Source organism: Crossiella sp. SN42, assembly GCF_023897065.1.
GTDB lineage: Bacteria > Actinomycetota > Actinomycetes > Mycobacteriales > Pseudonocardiaceae > Crossiella.
This window is the reverse complement of the sequence record NZ_JAMHIV010000010.1, coordinates 135,678-153,390: the sequence shown is the minus strand read 5'-3', so window position 1 is coordinate 153,390 and position 17,713 is coordinate 135,678. Positions and strand designations below refer to the sequence as shown.

At 72.0% G+C, this 17,713-nt stretch carries 8 protein-coding genes; 3 read left to right on the top strand and 5 right to left on the bottom strand.

Features of this window, described 5'->3' with window-relative positions; all coding sequences use genetic code 11:
• Positions 1-22: 22 nt before the first annotated feature.
• On the bottom strand, positions 23-2,815 hold the full coding sequence (locus M8C13_RS14120) for a beta-L-arabinofuranosidase domain-containing protein (RefSeq protein WP_252481015.1): 2,793 nt from the start codon (positions 2,813-2,815) through the stop codon (positions 23-25).
• A 161-nt stretch (positions 2,816-2,976) separates the two neighbouring features.
• On the opposite strand from M8C13_RS14120, the gene M8C13_RS14115 reads away from it, so the two are divergent.
• The gene (locus M8C13_RS14115) at positions 2,977-3,642 is read left to right on the top strand and encodes a response regulator transcription factor (RefSeq protein WP_252481014.1); all 666 of its coding nucleotides are present in this window, start codon (positions 2,977-2,979) and stop codon (positions 3,640-3,642) included.
• Complete coding sequence (locus tag M8C13_RS14110; RefSeq protein ID WP_252481013.1) at positions 3,639-4,976, top strand: HAMP domain-containing sensor histidine kinase; 1,338 nt, start codon at positions 3,639-3,641, stop codon at positions 4,974-4,976. The genes M8C13_RS14115 and M8C13_RS14110 overlap by 4 nt, the downstream gene beginning before the upstream one ends.
• Positions 4,977-4,983: 7 nt before the next feature.
• Here M8C13_RS14110 and M8C13_RS14105 read toward each other — a convergent pair whose 3' ends face one another.
• From M8C13_RS14105 to M8C13_RS14090, 4 genes are read right to left on the bottom strand one after another with little or no spacing between them, the layout of a single operon-like run.
• Positions 4,984-8,346 carry an RICIN domain-containing protein gene (locus tag M8C13_RS14105; protein ID WP_252481012.1) on the bottom strand — a complete coding sequence of 1,121 codons (3,363 nt, stop codon included), beginning with the start codon at positions 8,344-8,346 and terminating at the stop codon, positions 4,984-4,986.
• Positions 8,347-8,384: 38 nt separating this feature from the next.
• Complete coding sequence (locus M8C13_RS14100; RefSeq protein ID WP_252481011.1) at positions 8,385-12,566, bottom strand: hypothetical protein; 4,182 nt, start codon at positions 12,564-12,566, stop codon at positions 8,385-8,387.
• A gap of 35 nt (positions 12,567-12,601) precedes the next feature.
• A complete protein-coding gene (locus M8C13_RS14095) occupies positions 12,602-13,012 on the bottom strand; it encodes a hypothetical protein (protein WP_252481010.1) in 411 nt (136 codons plus the stop codon).
• A 41-nt stretch (positions 13,013-13,053) separates the two neighbouring features.
• Entirely contained in the window at positions 13,054-13,902 is an 849-nt protein-coding gene (locus M8C13_RS14090) for a hypothetical protein (protein ID WP_252481009.1), read from the bottom strand.
• Between the two features lie 135 nt (positions 13,903-14,037).
• Here M8C13_RS14090 and M8C13_RS14085 point away from each other — a divergent pair, with 135 nt between their 5' ends.
• A complete protein-coding gene (locus tag M8C13_RS14085; RefSeq protein WP_252481008.1) occupies positions 14,038-17,535 on the top strand; it encodes a tetratricopeptide repeat protein in 3,498 nt (1,165 codons plus the stop codon).
• Positions 17,536-17,713: the final 178 nt, after the last annotated feature.

Below are 17,713 nucleotides of genomic sequence, written 5' to 3'. Positions count from 1 at the left end.
ACCCCTCCCGGTCAGGGCCGCACTACCTCGCGTAGGTGGCCGCCGCGGCCGTGTCCACCACCTTCGCCGCCGCGGCCGCGGTGAGCAGCCCGGCGGCGCGCCAGCTCGCCGCGGTCGCGCGCACGTGCTGGACCAGTTTTCCCTTGTCCGCGAAGGGCGCGGCCGCCCAGATCTCGTCCAGCAGCGTGCGCCCGTCGGGCCGGGCCGGGTTGGCGATGCCGGAGCCGGTGCCGCCGAAGACCACTTCCGGTTCGGCGCGCTGGAAGTACACGTGCGTCGGATCCTCGGTGCCCTCGAAGAACGGCGCGAGCTCCACCCCGTCCAGCCGGAAGTGCAATGCCTTGCCCGGCACCGGGGTGAGGCTGGGCAGCAGGTCGCCGGAGAGGCCGCAGTTGCGGTAGAGGCCGAACCGCAGCCAGCTCTGCCGGGCGTCCCTGGCCACCAGGTTGACCGGTCCGTAGAACAGGGTCTGCACCGAAGGGTCATCAAGGGCCTGCTCGACCCGCAGCCGGAACGGGATCTCGATCCGGACGGTGTCGCCGTGGGTCCAGGATCGGGACACCGAGAAGTACGTGCCGGGCACCGGGTTCTGCCGCACCGCCCGGTTGTTCACCGTGACCCGGAACCCGTCCGTGGCCCAGGCCGGCACCCGCAGCCGCAGGTCGAACTTCCCGCTGCCGCTGATGGTGAGCGTCGAGCCCTGCTCGGCCGGGTAGCCGGTGCGCTGGGTGACGGTGATGCCCTTGGCCGCCCAGGTGAGCGTGGACGCGCTGTAGAGGTTGACGTACAGGGCGGTGTTCTCGGCGTTGGCGAGGTACACCGTGTCCTGGTACTTGGTGGCGCTTTCCAGCCCGGTGCCCTCGCAGCAGGTGGTGCCCGCCTTCGGCGTGTAGTCGCGGACCTGGCCGGGCAGCAGGCCGATGAAGTAGGTCACCAACGGCTTTTCCGCGTCCGCTCTGTCCTGTTTGGACCCGAGCACCTGGTTGTAGAGCGCGCGCTCGTAGTAGTCCATGTAACGCGGGTCCTGCTGGTGGCAGAACAGCATCCGGCTGAGCTTGAGCAGGTTGTAGGCGCAGCAGGTCTCGGCGGTGCTGCCGCTGAGCGTGCCCGCGATCACGCCGGGCGCGCGCCAGAACTCCGCGGTGCTGGTGCCGCCGATGCTGTACATCCGCGTCGGCACCACCATGCCCCAGAAGTTCTTCGCCGCGGCCAGGTAGCGCGCTTCCCCGGTGCTGTCGTGCAGCCGGAGCAGCCCGGTGAGGATCGGGATGTGCTGGTTGGCGTGCAGCCCGTCCAGGATGTCGGTGCCGGCCGCGCAGGAGTCGATCAGGCGGTTCAGGTCGAACAGCTTGGCCAGCGCCAGGTGCTCGGCCCGGCCGGTGATCGCGTGCAGGTCGACGATCGACTCCACCAGGCCGCCGAACTCGCCGCTGGAGAAGATGCCCCACATCCGTTGCAGGGTGCCGGCCGGCAGCTTGGACAGCCGGGAGTGCATCCAGTCGGCCATGCCCGCGGCCAGGTCCAGCGCGCGGCGGTCGCCGGTCTCCCGGTGCGCGTCGAGCAGACCTTGCATGATCTTGTGCGCGGTGTAGTAGGGCGCCCACACCACGGAGTAGTCGCCCCGGGTCATCGACTCCAGCGTGATGAACTGCGTTTCCGGGTAGGCGGCGAGGAATCCGGGGTGGCTGGGCCCGCCCCAGGTGCGTCGGAGGGTGGCGTGCCGCGCCCGCCCGGAGGCGTCGGCGAAGACCCCGCCCTCGGTCTCCTCGAAGCCGTAGGAGGCCAGATCACCCGCACCCGCCGGTGACTCGGCGGCCCGAACCTGGTGCAGGCGCCCGATCTCGGCCGCGGTGAGCACCCGGGAGTAGATGTTGACCTCGTCAAAAGCCGCTGCCAGCACCGGATCCGGGTACTGCGACCGGCCGAGCCAGTTGTTCCGCAGCGGACCGAGCACCGCGGGGTTGAGGGTCAGGCCGGTGTTCCTGCCCACCGCGATCCCGTTGACGTACAAGGTCGCGGTGCCGCCGCCGATGGTCACGGCCAGGTGGCTCCACTGGTTCAGCGGCAGTGGCGCGGTGCCGTTGACCGCCTGCTCACCGCTCGCGCCAGTAGTCGTGATGGCCAAGCGCGGCACCCCGTCGGCGTTGCGCGCGGCCAGGTAGAGGTAGCGGTCGGTGCCGTTGCCGAAGTCGAACACCCTGGCCCAGTTGGTCTGGTGGGTCAGCCGCACCCAGACCGAGAGCGTGATCGCGGCCGCACCGCCGAGCACGGTGGCCGGGAGGTCGAGGTACTGGTGCGAGCCGCGGACGTTCTCCATGGCCCGGCCGAACCGGCCCGGCACGCTGAGCACCGCCGGATCCCGCCGCAGCGCCGCGCGCACCTCGGTCAGCGCGCCGAGCGCCTGGTCGATCTTGTCCGCGTAGACCGCCTCGCCGGTGCTGCCGTAGGCCTGGCTGAGCATGCTGAGGAAGTGCCCGGTGTAGTGCCCGCGCAGGTTGCCGTTGGCCTCCCCGTCCAGGCCCTCCCAGCCGCCGGGGGCCACCGCGCCGCGGGTGTCCAGCCCGGCGTTGGCGCGGAAGACCTGGAGCAGCCGGTCGAGGTCGTAGCCGCGGCCGTAGTCGAGCACCAGCCGCCGCTTGGCCGCGAAGATCCCCTCCCCCAGCGCGACGTCCTTGAGCGCGAACGGCCGCACCCGCCACGCGGCGGGCGGCGCGGGCGCGGCAGGCGCGGCAGCCGCGCCCGAGGGCAGCAGCACCGGGCTCGCGGCGGCCAGTGCGGAGGCACGCAGGAATGACCGGCGGTCAACGGGACTCATGAGCCACTCCACTCAAAGGGGGAATGCATTGGAGATTAAGGGAAATCACATATCGCGGACAATGAATGTCGAATTCGTGGTCGAATTCCCGTCGAATTCCGGCCCTGCGCCGCGCCGGGCACCAATCCGCGTTCGCGCGCGCGACGTGCGACGATGCGCGCGTGCGAGTGCTGCTGGTTGAGGACGACGAACCGATCGCCGAGTCGCTGCGCCGCGGCCTGCGCCGCTACGGCTTCGAGGTCGAGTGGGTGCGCACCGGCGCGGACGCGCTGGCCGCGGCCGAGGCGGAGCTGGTGCTGCTCGACCTCGGCCTGCCGGACACCGACGGGCTGGACGTCTGCCGGGAGCTGCGGGCCCGCGGCGACGTGCCGATCATCGTGATCAGCGCGCGCAGCGACGAGGTGGACCGGGTGGTCGGCCTGGAGATCGGCGCGGACGACTACGTCACCAAACCCTTCGGGGTGCGCGAGGTGATCGCCCGGATGCGCGCCGTGCTGCGCCGGGTCCGCCCGGCCGAACAACCGGCGCAGGCGCGACCGGACAGTTACGGACGGCTCAGCCTCGACCGCCGAGGACGACGGTCCTTTATGGACGAGGCCGAGGTGTTGCTGACACCGAAGGAGTTCGACCTGCTGGCCTTTCTCACCGAGGAGCCGGGCGCGGTGTTCACCAGGGAACAGATCATGGAAGCGGTGTGGGACGCCAACTGGTTCGGCCCCACCAAGACCCTGGACGTGCACATCGGCTCGCTGCGCCGGAAGTTCCCCGGCGCCTTCACCATCGAGACCGTGCGCGGCGTCGGCTTCCGGCTGGTGGTCACCCCATGATCCGCCAGCTGGTGGCCAGCTACGTGATGCTGGTCGCGGTGGCCATCGCCGCCTTCACCGTCCCGGTCGCCTTCACCCTGACCACCCAGCTGGAGGAGGACCTGGAGCAGACCGTCCGCCGCGAGGCCGACACCGTGGCCCTGCTGCTCACCGGCCAGGACGAGCCCTCCCGGCAGGCACTGGACCGGCTGGTGCGCGCCTACCAGCAGCAGACCCCCGGCCGGATCGAGCTGCTGCCCGCCGACTCGCCGGAGGCCCGCGGCGCGGGCACCACCCGCTGGACCCACTCCCCCGTGTTCGACGCGGACGCCCTGGTGCTCACCGTGCCCGCCCACCGTCCTGATGGGACGGTGGTGGGCGCGGTGCGCTTCAGCTACCCGGAGGAGCCGCTCAACCGGCGGCTGTGGCAGATCTGGGGCTTCCGCGCCGCACTGGCCGTCGGCGTGCTCATCGTGGCCGCCGCGGTCGGGGTGCTCTTCGCCCGCAGGCTGACCCGCCCGCTGCGCGAGCTGACCGCGATGGCCGCCCGCTTCAGCGACGGCGACCTCACCGCCCGCTCCGCCGAGACCGGCCCCCCGGAAACCCGCGCCCTGGCCCGCACCCTCAACTCCGGCGCCCAGCGCCTGGGCACCCTGGTCGACGCCCAGCGCGCCTTCGTCGCCGACGCCTCCCACCAGCTCCGCACCCCGCTGACCGCGCTGCGGCTGTCCCTGGACAACATCGGCGAGGAGGTCACCGACGAGCTCACCCGCGAGGACGTGGACACCGCCACCGCCGAGGTGGTGCGGATGAGCAGGCTGGTCAACGGACTGCTCGCACTGGCCAAGGCGGAGGGCCAGGTGGCCGCGCCGGAACCGGTCGCGGTGGGCGAGCTGGTCAGGGACCGGTTCGAGATCTGGTCCCCGGTGGCCGCCGAACGCGGCCTGCGCCTGCTCGCCGACCTCCCCGAGGCGGAGACGCACGCGCTGGCCGCGCCCGGCCACCTGGAACAGGTGCTGGACAACGTGCTCTCCAACGCCATCGAGGTCTCCCCCGACGGCGGCACGGTCACCGTCCGCGCCACCACCGAGGCCGACCGGGTGACCCTGGTGGTCCTGGACGAGGGCCCCGGCCTGTCCGAACCGGAACAGGCCAGGGCCTTCGACCGCTTCTGGCGCGGCCAGGGCCTGACCGGCCGGGGCGGCTCCGGCCTGGGTCTGGCCATCGTCAAGCAACTCGTCGCCGACGCCGCCGGCACTGTGCGCCTGGCAGCGGCCCCCTCCGGCGGCCTGGCCGTGTGGATCACCCTGCGCGCCACCTCCCCGGCCGTGCCGAGGAGTGGCGCACAGGGCTGAGCCCACCTCAGACGACCGGTTTGGCGTTCCAGATCGACGACACCGGAACGGGGCCGGTCTCACTCAGCGGGCCGAGAACCGCCGACGCGTCGTCGTTGAGCGAGTCACCGGCGACCACCAGCACCCGGTTCGACACCCCGGTCGGCGACAGCAGGTACTGCACCGAGCCGGCGGCGATGCCGTAGCCCCAGGTGGTGACGTAGTCGGCATTGGCGCAGTCCACCTGCACGGCGACCGTGTTCAGCTCCTCCTTCTTGTCCTTCGGCACCGCGAGGCACTTGCCACTGGAGCGGTTGATCAGGCGATAGTTGTGCGGGTTGCCGCCGGGGCCCGCGCCGTAGTGGTCGTACCGCACCGTCCAGTGGTCGGTGAAGGTGTTCACGCAGCCGCGCTGCTCGACCACGGCGCGCTCGGCGGTCGAGTTGTTGTCCACCACCATGCACTTCTCACTGTGCCCGTTGACGATCGCGGCCACCACGTCATCCGGCCGGTCGTCCACCGCGCCCGGGACGACGGCGATGGCGTCGAAGGCGACCCCGCCGGGTGAGCTGCGCGCGTTGATGTTGCTCAACCGGACCTTCGGCATGTTGCTGAACTGGAAGAAGCCCAGCCGCACCCACCGGTTGCCGCCGCGCACCTGGACCACCCCGCCGTTGGGTCCTGGCGCGCTTCCCTCGGCGTCGGCCTGTCTCACCGTGCGGACGTCCGTGCCCAAGGCGGTCTCGATCTCGTACTTCACCTCGGCGACGGCCAGGTGGTCCGGGATGTGCGCGTAGACCTTGGCCACCCCGTCGATCCGCCGGTTGAGCGCCCAGGTGCCGGTGATCCGCAACGAGTCGTCCCTGGGGGAGACCTTGGCCTCGCTGGTCCAGAAGTGCGCGCCGAACCCGCCGCCGACCTGGTGCAGATCGATCTTGCCCGGCTGCGCGCCGTGCTGGTCCCTGGCGAAGTCCAGCTCGAAGGATCCCGCGTTGGGCGGCCGGTAGCAGTCCGGCACGCTCACCGGCGGCACGTCGTTCGGCAGGTTGTCGATCACCAGCGCGTCCACCGGCAACCCCGTGGTGACGCACCTCGGCGGGTAGCTGATCGTGGTCACCGGTTTGGTCGCGGAGTCCCGCCGCACGGGTTCCTCGGCCCGGTGCTCGTCGCCCTCGAAACGCAGGAACTCGTTCCCGCAGGTCGCCGCGCAGTTGTCCTTCCAGGTGGCCGACTTGTGGTACCAGCACTTGAGATCGCGCTGGCCGCCGGCGTTGACGTGGTGGCACGGCCCGGCGGGCTCGCCGACCACCTCCGGCGCGGTGGGCGGCACCCACGGCCGGTCGGGGAAGCAGTCGTTGGAGGAGTCGCAGAACTGCCGGACCGGCGGCTTCGCCAGATCCCGGTAGAGCGGCGCCAACTCCCCGCCACCCCACCACGCCGCGCGGAAGAACGGCACCTCCATGCCGGGCGCCTCGTAGCCCGACGGTGGGTTGGAGGCGAACCCGAGCACCTTCTCCGGGTAGGGCCACTGCTGCGGTTTGGCGAAGTCCGAAGGGCTCTTGCCGAAGGGCCGGCGGTCCGGCGGGTACTTGGGGTTGACCGGGTTGTTGCCCCAGCCGAGCCCGTAGGCGCCGTTCGCGCCTGCCTCACCGGGCACGTGGTAGCCGGAGTTGTAGGCCCACAGCGCGTAGAACCAGTTCTCTGGCTTGGCTGGATCGTTGTTGTTCACCGTGACCCCGGCAGCTTGCAGCTCGTTCCACTTGCCCACCAGGATCTGCAGCGAGGCGGCGACGTTGGCCGCGTAGTCGGTCGCGATCGCGACCTGGTGGTTGAGCGAGCGGGGCTTGTCGTTCGGCTTGTTCGGATGCGGTTTGCCCGGCTGCCGCATGCCGTCGGTGACCTGGCCGACCCCGTAGCCGCAGTCGGCCTTGTCCCACCGGATCGTCCAGTCGTCGGCCTCGGACTCGTTGTAGTAGTCCACGCCGTAGTAGTTGCCGACCAGCGGGTTGCCGGTCTGGCCGGGCAGCACGTGCCGCTTCGCCTGCCACAGGTTGGACTCCTGGCCGAGCACCCCGAGCATCACCTGGGCCGGGACCCGGCCGCCGTTGCGCAGCGCGGGCAGCGGGAAGAAGTCCTGCGGCCGGTACGCGCCGAGGCCGTTGCCCTTCCAGTCCGGTGGGCGCAGCACCTTCAGCTCACCCACCACCGCGTAGTCCACCGCCCATTCCACCTGCCGGGGCGAGGGCTGGTACACCTGGAGGTGGGGGTCGTTGCGCAGCACCGAGCACACCGCACCGTCATCGATCGATGAGGACTGCGCGGCCGGTGCCGCCGGAGCAGAACCGTTGGCGGGCTTCGCCTTCGCCCGTCCCTCGACCACCTGTCTGTCCACAATAGACTTTATCGACTTCTGGCTGCCGGTGCCGGTCACGTCGAGCTGGATCCGCGAGGGCTGACCGGCCACCGCGCTCAGCCCGGTGACCGCGGTCCGCCCCAGTGTGGACAGCTGGGCCTGCGCGGGCGTGGTCACCGAGGTGACCGACGGCGGCAACGCGCCTGCCACCTTGGCCCCACCGTGGATGAACACCCGGCCCCCGGCGCCTGCCGTGGTGCCGACGTCGCCGACTGTGCCGGTGGCCAGTGTGGTCGTGTCCTTGCCCGCGAACCGCCGCACCCGGCTGGTCGTGCCGTCCAGGTCGGTGAAGACCACCCCGCCCTGGGCGTCGGGGAGCAACCGGTGGGCCACCCCCTTGGTGGGCGCGATCCGCCTGCGCACCCCGTTCGGCTCGACCCGCTCCAGCTGCCCGGCGCTGGCGATCACCAGGGAGTCGCCGGCCGGCACGGCGGAGGTCGCCTGCCCAGGGATCTCGACCCGGCCGCGCTCCTTCCCGGTGGCGGCCTCGATGGTGAGCACCCTGGTCTTGCCCAGGTCCTGCTCGCCGGCCTGGGTCAGCGCCACCGTGTCAGCCGCGCCGCAGCCGGGGTTGAAGTAGGCCAGGGTGGTGCGCACCGGCAGGTCGCGGACCTGCCCGGTGTCCAGGTCGACCACCGCGGTGTACCCGCCCCTGGCGAAGAGCTGCTCGTCGGCGGCGAAGGCGCGCGGCGCGTACACCACCACCGCGTGCCTGCCCGATGCGGTCAGGCAGGCGTTGCCGATCCACCGGTCGGTGTCCATGCCAGGCCGGGACAGCGTGGCCGCGGTCCGCCAGCCGTAACCCTTCGCCGCGTCGGCGACCAGCAGGTGGAAACCGTCGGCGTCACCGGTGGTCGTCCACAGCCGGTCGCCGGAGCTCTGCCAGCCCCGCCCGAAAACCCCGTCCTTGGTCTGTGCTTCGGTGGCCGCGGTGGCCACCGTGGTCGTGGTGAAGGAGCCGAGGAGCGCCAGCACCACGGCGGCGCACCTCATCCGTCTTCTGCTCATCGATGTCCCTAGTGGTTGCTGGAGTGCGCCGGATCGGCGGGAATGCCGTGGGTGCGGCAGAAGAACGCACGCGAAGGATTGATCCCAGGATCCGGATCCGCGCTGATCTGCCACGGATTGCCGGTACGTTCGGGTTTCGCCGCGCCGCACGCCCGGTAGGCGTTGTCGCTGATGTCGCTGGGCAGCGAGCTGAAGCTCTGGAAGTCCCCCTTGAGCACCGGGGCGGCCCCGTTGACCCGGTTGCCGTCGCGGTCGATGGCCAGGCCGTTGTGGTAGAGGTACTGATCCGGCATGAAGCTCGCGGTCAGCACCGGCACCTCCGGCTTGGCCTTCCTGATCACCCCGTCCGCACAGGCGAGGAAACTGAGCTCCTGCCAGATCGGCGCCGCCTGGGTGAACGGGCTGGACCCCAGGCCGGCCACGCCCTCGTTGGCGAAGAAGGTGCTGTAGCTCTGGCGGACCAGTTCCTTGACCGGGTCGGGCACCCGGACGTTGGTGTCCACAGTGGACATCCAGTTGCGCATGGCGGTGGTCGGCCCGGACTGGCTGAGCATCGGCCGGTAGGCGATCATGCCGCCCGCGGTGCCCAGGGTCTGCACGCACTCACTGCCGTTGCCCGCCGCCGGGTCGAGGTCCACCAGTCTTGGCGCGATGCCGATGTGGTGGAACGCCCTGCCCGGCATGCCGCCGGTGGCCAGTGGGTCGACCGTGCGCCACACCCCGTCGTGCACCAGCAGGTCCGGCATGCTGTACCGCAGGTCCGGCACGGCCGTGCCGTAGGCGCGGTTGAGGTCGGTCACCAGGTTCAGCAGGAACTTCGGCAGGTGCGTGATGCCGCTGCGGTTCTCATACCGCACCGACTCGCTGCCCGGCACGATCTTCCCGGTGTCGTCGGCGACGAAGGACACCACGGTCTTGCTCTTGAGCTTGTAGCGGTTGTCGTTGTCGAAGTGCGCGGGCCGCCGGTTGTCGGTCGGCCGGTCCAGGTTGGTGTTGGCGAAGCCGATCCAGCCCGCGATGCTGCGGCCCGGCGGGTGGTTGACCGGATCCGTGCCCGCGGCGAGCACCTCGTCCCGCCACGTCTCGGCGAAGGTGCCCAGGTTCTGCGGCACGCACCCGGAGTGCGGAGTGCTCGTGCACCGGGGCAGCCGGTGGATCGCCGAGGAGGTGTCGAAGGCCCAGTCGAACAGGGTCTGCCGGTCCTTGATGATCCCGCCGAGGGCCGAGCCGGGGAACGTGGTGTCGATGTTCTGGTTCTCGTCGAAGATGGCCACCGCCTCGACGGACTCCTCGCGGTAGGTCCCGTTGATCGGCACGAAGGCCACCGCGTCGAAGGCGATGTCGCGCACCCCGTCCCCGTCCTCGGTCACCGAGGACAGCGTCACCTCCGGGTGCGTGCCGTTGAACTGATAGATGCCAAGGGACACCCAGCGGTTGCCCTCGCCCAGTTGCGGCATCAGCCGGGTCCGCGGACCATCGGCGCCCTTGATCTGGTACTGGGCCAGGTTGGTGTGCGCGCCGTGGTCCGGCAGCGCGACCATGATCTTCATCGGACCGGTGCGGGGCTGCCCCAGCCGCCAGGTCGCCCTGGTGTCGAGCTTGCCGCCCTCCATGCCAGCGGTGCGGGCGTGGGTGAACCAGAAGTGGCCGCCGAAGCCGCCGCCGATCTGGTGGGTGTCGATCTTGCCGGGCTGCCGTCCGCTCGCGTCGTTCTGATAGGACAGGGTGAAGGTGCCCGCGTTGGTCCACGGGCGGCCGCAGTCCGGGCGCACCGACGGGGTGCCGTCGGGCACGTCGTCGACGATGAGCGCGCCCTGCGGCAGGCCGCGCAGGTCGCAGGTCGGCGGGTAGCTGGCCACGTCCTCCTGGTAGGCGTGGCCGGGGTCGAACCGCAGCAGCTCGTTGCCACAGCTGTAGGCGCAGTCGGCCTTCCACGTGTTCGACTGGTGGTACCAGCACTTCAGGTCGTACTGCCCGGCGCCGTTCTGGTGGTAGCAGGGGCCTGCCGGCTCACCGACGACCTCCGGCGCGTTCGGGGTGACCCTCGGCCGCTCGGGGTGGCACTGGTTGCTCGGGTCGCAGAACTGGTTGACCGGTGGTTTGACCGCACGCCGGTTCGCCGGTCCGGTGCTCGCATCGCCGTTCCACCACGCGGGCCGGAACCCGGCCACCAGATTGCCGGGGGTGTCGATGATCTCGACCGGATGACCGGCCCAGCCCAGCACCTTCTCCGGGTACGGCCAGCGTTGCGGGTTCTTCGCGTCCTCGTAGGTGTACTCCAGGAACGGCGCGCGGTTGGCCGGGTACTTCGGGTTGGCCGGGTTGTTCAGCCAGCCAAGGCCCCACGGCGAGCCGTCGCCCTTGTTCGGGTAGAAGCCGGAGTTGTAGGCCCACACGGCGAAGAACCAGTTCTCCAGCTTCGCGGAGTCCCCGTTGTTCACCTTCAGCCCGGCCGAGGCCACCTGGTTCCACTTGGCCTGCAGGATGCGCAGCCCGGCGGCGATGTTGGCCGCGAAGTCCAGGGCCACCGCGCGCTGGGTCTGGTAGGGCAGCGCCACCTCGCCCGGTTTGGTCCGGCCCGCCAGGCGCATGCCGTCGGTCACCTGGGTGACGCCGTAGCCGCAGTCGGCCTTGCTGAACTCGATCGTCCAGTCGTCGGCCGGATCGCCGTTGTAGTAGTCGATGCCGTAGTAGTTGCCGATCAGCGGGTTGGCGGTGACCCCTGGCACCGCGTACCGGCCCGCCTGCCACAGGTTGGACTCCTGGGCGGCGATGCCCAGCATCACCTGTGCGGGCACGTGCGTGCCGTCGATGAGCTGGATCGGCGGGAACATCGCCTGCGGCTGGTAGGCGGGCATGCCGAGGTTCTTCCAGTTCCCGGGCCGCTGCACCATGAGCGCGCCGCGCACCGCCTGGTTCACCGCCCACTCCACCTGCCGGGGCCGGGGCTGCATGGCCTGGTTGCGGGGATCGTTGCGGGCCACCGAACAGAACCGGTCCGCGGTGTCGGCCGGGTCGTGCGGATCACCGGCGGCCGTCGCGGCGGGCGAGGCGGCGCCGGGCTGCTCCGGCGGGGACACGCGCTCGGGCTGGGCGCGGAACTCGATGGCCTTGCCGGTGCGCAAAGAGGTCGCGGACAGGATCACCGCCTGCGGCGCCGCGCCGGGCACCCGCGCCCTCGGATCGGCGGTCTCGCCCTTCACCGAGGTCACCGCGAGACCGCCCCTGGTGGACGGCTGGGCGCCGGCGGGCACGGCGAGCACCTGGACCCCCTGGACCGACTTGGCCTTGGCCGCGCCGGTGACGAAGACCTGCCCGCCCCGGCCGGAGGTCACATCCAGCGCGGTCAGCCCGCCGGACTCGACCGTGGTCACACTGCGCCGGGCCTGGTCGACCCGCCGCGCCGCCACCTGGTCCTGGCCGACGCGCTCCAGGTACACCACGCCCCCACCGGCGTCCGCGGCGAGCTTGAACGGCACCCCCGAGGCGGCGGCGAGGAAGTGCCGGTGCCCCTTCTCATCGACCCGCACCACCGCGCCGCTGTCCGCGGCCACGATGCCCTGCTCGGTGGGCACCGCGGCGGTCAGCTGGCCGGGCACCTCGATGGGCGCCAGCACCGCGGCCTTGGCCGCGTCCACCCTGAGCAGGCGGGTACGCCCGAGGTCCTCGTCCCCGGCCTGGGTCAGCACCGCCTGCTCACCCGCGCCGCAGGACGGGCTGAAGTAGGCGAGGCTGGACCGCGCGCGCAGCCTGGTGACCGCGCCGGTGCGCAGGTCGACCACGGCGGTGAACGCGCCCCGGTCGAACAGCTCGGCCCGGTTGGTGAACGCCCTCGGCGCGTAGGCCACCACGGCCCGGTCGCCCGAAGCGGTCACACAGGCGTTGCCGATCCACTGGTCGGCCTCCAGCCCCGGCTCGCGCAGGCTGGCCGCGGTGCGCCAGCGGTAGCCGTTGTTCTCCTCGGCCACCAGCAGGTGCAGCCCGTGCTCGTCACCGGTGGTGGTCACCGCGCGGTCCTGCGAGGCACGCCAGTCCCGGCCGAGCAGCTCGGCCCTGCGTTCCTCGGCCACCGCGGCCTGGGCCGGCCCGGCTGGTGCCGCCGCCGCGGTGCGCGGCAGGAGTCCCACCGGGACCGTGGCCGCCACCGCCGCCAGCACCACGACCGGCGCCTGCCATCTTCGACGTCTCAACTGCTTCCTCTCTCCCCAGCTCCTCGGACGGCCGATCAGGCCAGGTTGGTCCACTTGATGGAGCTGATCTGGTTGTCCATCGAGACGTTCGAGGCGTCGAACTTGAAGTTCCGCAGGTCGTTGATGCACCGCGCGTTGTAGAGGCCCCGCTTGGCACCCTGGTAGCCGGTGTGCTGGTAGAGCCACACGTCGTCGAGCCCGCCCTCCCAGCCGCGGTTGCACACCGAGGACGTGGTGTCGTGGCAGAACCCCAGACTGTCGGGGCTACCGTCGAAGGCGTTGCAGTAGTCGGTGTAGTTGTAGCCGTTCCAGATCAAGACCCGGCCGTCCGGTTCCGCGGGGGCCGCCTCCAGTTCGCCCGCGTGCGCGCTCTGGGCCGCCGCGGGCAGGATCGCGACCGCCGCGACGATGGCGGCCAGCCGGGAGCGGAAGTTGTGAATTCTCATGGTGTTCCTTCTTTCGTTTCCGGATCGGGTGTTGTGTTGGGTCAGCGAGCGGCGGCCAGCACCGCGCGGGCGCGCGGCACCGCGTTCGCACGCAGTCTCCGTTCGGTGTCCACTTCGGACTGGAACTCCCGGTTCAGCCGGTCGCCGTGCTCCAGGTCGAGGGCAGCCGCGGCGGCGGCGAGTCCCGTGCGCACGGCGCAACCGGCTTCGGCCACGGCGAGCTTGCGCTCAGCCCCCGCGGGCAGCGGCAGCGCGGCACGGGCCTCAGCCGGTGTGGCGTACCGGTGGCCCTCGGCGCGCATGCAGTCCGCCCACGGGATGGCCGCCTCGGTGAACCTGGGATCGGCCAGTACCCTGGCGCGCCGCAGCGATGGCAGCTCCCGCACCACGGTCTCGGCGGTGAACCAGGTCGCCAGGTCCCCGTAGAGCTTGCCCTCCGACTTGGCCTGACAGCCGTTGTCGCCGCGGGTGACCAGCGCGCCGTCCGGCGCGCGCACGCTCAGCGCGCGAGGCCGGTCACCGTGGAGGGCCTTGAGCGCCGCCTCGGCCCGCCCCCGTGGCTGGCCCGCGTAGTAGCTCTGGTTGGGGTTCTCGCCCTGCGCCTCCGGGGCCTGGCCGTAGCCGTGTTCAGCAGCCCAGGCGGGATCGTCCAGCGCGTAAGGAAAATCCCGCCTGGGCGGTGCCGTCGACGGCGCGCTGACCCGGTACTCGAACCCGAGCTCGCGCATGCATTCGCGGATGAGCAGCTGCTGGGCCTGGGCCACCGCGGCGCGGTCATCCAGAAACCGCACCGGCTCCTGGCCACGACCCTCCGGGCGGGTCAGGACCACGACCACGGCGAACCCCACGACGGCGAACACCGCCATCCCAGCCAGCAAGCGTCTCAGCACCGCGAAGTCCCCCAGTGATCACTCGTCGACAGCGGCGCTGACCCTGCCCGCCCGCACTGTCACGGCACTGTCCGCGTGGTGTCACCGGTGGTCCGCGCGGCTAGACTGCGCCGAACACTCATCCTGGGAGCGGAGTTGGCACTGGTTCCACGGGTTGAGATCGCGTTGCTCGGGCCGTTCGTGGTGCGCGTGGACGGCCGGGAGGTGGCGCTGCGCGGCGACCGGCAGCAGGCGATGCTCGCGGCGCTGGCGCTGGAGGTCGGCCGCACGGTCCCGGCCGATTCGCTGGTGGCGGACATGTGGCGGGGCGCGGAGCTGCCGGCCAGCGCGAAGGGCGCGCTGCAGACGTATGTGATGCGGTTGCGCCGGGCGCTCGGCCGGGACGTGATCTCCACCGACCGGCACGGCTACCGGCTGGACCTGCCTGCCGAGGCGGTGGACGCGGCCCGGTTCACCCGGCTCGTCGAGCAGGCGGCGCGACAGGAACCGGTGCGTGCGCGGGAGTCGCTGGCCAGGGCGCTGGAGCAGTGGCGCGGTGAGCCGCACGTGCTCGCGCCGGAGAGCAGGCTGGTGCTGGCCGATCGGCGGCTGGCGGCCGAGGAACGGCTGGCCGAGGTGGATCTGGCCGAAGGGCGCTTCGCCGGTCTGCCGGAGCGGTTGCGGAGCTTGCTCGGCGCGCACCCGCTGCGGGAGTCGTTGTGGCTGCTGCTGATCAGGGCGCTGGCCGCGGCCGGTCGCCGGGCCGAGGCGCTGGCCGGGTACGCGGCCTGCCGGGAGCGGCTGGCCGAGGAGCTCGGCGTGGAGCCAGGACCGGCGTTGCGCGGCCTGCACCTGTCGCTGCTGACCGAGACCCCGCCCGTGCGCGCCCTCATCCCCCGTCAGCTGCCCGCCGGCATCCGGCACTTCACCGGGCGCGCCGCGGAGCTCGCCGAGCTCGACGTCCTGCTGCGCCAAGGGGATCAGCGGGCGGGCGCGCTGGTCGTGATCGAGGGCCCGGGCGGCGCGGGCAAGACGGCGCTGGCCGTGCACTGGGGACACCGGATCGCCGAGCACTTCCCCGACGGGCAACTGTTCCTGGACCTCAACGGTCACGCCGGGAGCGAACCGATGTCCCCGTCCTCGGCGCTGGCGGTGTTGCTGCGCGCGCTGTCCGTGCCGCCGGCGGACATTCCCGGCACGCTGCCGGAACGCGCCGCCCTGCTGCGCACCGTGCTGGCCGGGCGGCAGGTGTTCCTGTTGCTGGACAACGCCAGGGACGCCGACCAGGTCCGGCCGCTGGCGCCGATCCCCGGCTGCCTGGTCGTGCTCACCTCGCGCACCCCGCTGCCCGGCCTGAGCGCCACCACGGGCGCGCACCGGATCACCCTCGGCGGGCTGTCCCCGGCCGAGGCGCTGGGGCTGCTGCGGCAGGGCCTCGGCGAACACCGCCTGCGCGCCGACCCCCTGGCCGTGGAGCAGCTGATCGAGCGGTGCGGTGGACTGCCGCTGGCGCTGGTGCTGGCCGGGGAACGGGCCGCCCGCTTCCCCGACCGGCCGGTGGCCGAGCTCGCCGAGCGGCTCGACCTGCCCGGTGACCAGCCGGAGCCGAGCGCCACCCCCGCGCAGTTGCCCGCCCCGCCCAGCCTGTTCACCGGCCGGGACACCGAGCTCGCTCACCTGGACCAGGTGCTGACCCCGGGCAGCACGGTCGCGGTGTCCGCGGTCGGCGGGATCGGCGGCGTCGGCAAGACCGCGCTCGTGCTGCACTGGGCGCACGCGAACCTGGCCGCCTTCCCCGACGGCCAGCTGCACGTCAACCTGCGCGGCTTCGACCCCACCGCACCGCCGATGCCGCCCGCGGTGGCCCTGCGCGGCTTCCTGGACGCCCTCGGTGTGCCCGCCGCCGCCGTCCCGGTGGACGAACACGCCCAGGCCGCCCTCTATCGCAGCCTGGTCGCCGGGCGCCGCCTGCTCATCGTGCTGGACAACGCCCGCGACGCCGACCACGTCCGCCCGCTGCTGCCCGGCAGCCCCGCCTGCACGGTGGTGATCACCAGCCGCCACCGCTTGGACGGCCTGCTGGCCACCCACGGCGTGCGCACCCTGCCCATGGACGCCCTCACCGAGCCCGACGCCGAGCACCTGCTCGCCCGCTACCTGGGCGCCGACCGGGTGGCCGCCGAACCCCAGGCGGTGGCCGATCTGCTGGCCCGCTGCGCCCGGCTGCCGCTGGCCCTGGGCATCGTGGCCGCCCGCGCCGCCACCCACCCCGGGTTCCCGCTGTCCGCAGTGGCCGAGGAGCTGCGCGAGGACCGCCTGGACGCCCTGGACTCCGGCGAGCTGACCACCAGCCTGCGCGCCGTCTTCGCCACCACCTACCAGGTCCTCTCCCCCGGCGCGGTGGCACTGGCCGGACTGCTCGCCCTGGCCCCGGGCCCCGATCTCGGCCTGCCGGCCGCCGCGGTGCTGGCCGAGGTCACCGAACCCGCCGCCCGCGCCCTGTTCCGCGAACTGGCCGCGGTGCACCTGGTCCAGGAGCACCTGCCCGGCCGCTACCGCATGCACGACCTGGTCCGCCGCTACGCCGCCGAACACGCCGGTGACACCGACGCGGCGCTGCGCAGGCTGCTCGCGCACTACCAGGACCGGGTCGGGCACTTCCTCGACCCCGCGCTGCTGCCCGAGGTGGCCAACCTGGTCGCCGCCACCACCCACGCCGCCCACCGGGGCTGGCTGCCGGGTCTGCCAGGGCTGGCCAGAGGGGTGCTGCGGATGCTGGACGCCTTCGGGCACTTCGACATCGCGCTCAGCCTCGGACAGGTCATCATGGACCTCGGCGATGCGGAGCTGACCGCGACCGCCTCGGTGTGCCTTGGCCTGACCTGCTGGCACCTCAACCGTTTCGCCGAGTCGGTGACCCACTGCCGGCGGGCGCTGGAGCACGCCAGGTCGGTGGGCAACCCGCGGACCGAGGCGGAGGCGCTCATCGGCCTCGGCCTCGGCCACTGGCGGCTGGCGGAGCACGAGCAGGCACTAGCCGAGTTCAAGGCGGTGCTGGAGGCCGGTCGCGAGCTGGGCGATGCCTATCTGCGCGCCAACGCGCACATGGGCGCCGGCTTCGTCCACCACTGGATGGGCGACTACCAGCGCGCGCTCGAACACCACCAGGCCGCGGTGGAGATCGCCAGGGCGGCGGGCGGCGTCGACTCGCTGGAGTGGAACGGGCTCAACGGCATGGGCATCGCGCTGGTCCGCCTCGGCCGGGCCGAGGAGGGCAGGCAGCGGCTCGCGGAGTCACTGGCGCTCTCCCGCGCGGCAGGCGACCTCTACACCACCGGCTCGGACCTGTTCTGCCTCGGCTTCGCCCTGCAAGCCCTCGGCGACCCGGCCGCCGCGGTCGACCACCACCGGCAGGCCCTCGCCCTCACCACCAAGATCGGCGACGCGCTGCACCAGGTCCGCGCGCTGCAAGGCCTGGGAGCCTGCTACGCGCAGCTCGGCGAGCCCGAACTGGCCGCCGAGCACCACGCCCGCGCCCGCGAGCTCGCCAAGAAGTGCGGCTTCGCACCGGAAGAGGCCACGACCCTGTGGGCCGTGGCGCAGCTCCCGGCATTCGACCGGCGCCGCGGCGCCCGCCGCCGCGGGAGACAGTAGTACGAGCAAAGCGGAAAGCAGGATCACGATCGTCGTGGCTGAGCCGGCAGAGCGCCGGACACACCGTCGTCTTCCATGCTGGAGCATGCCAGGCAGGGTGACTTTGGTTCTGCTGAATGGGACTTGGATTCTGCTCAGAAGAACAGTTCATCCATGCCAGGAGGCGCTGATGCGAGCC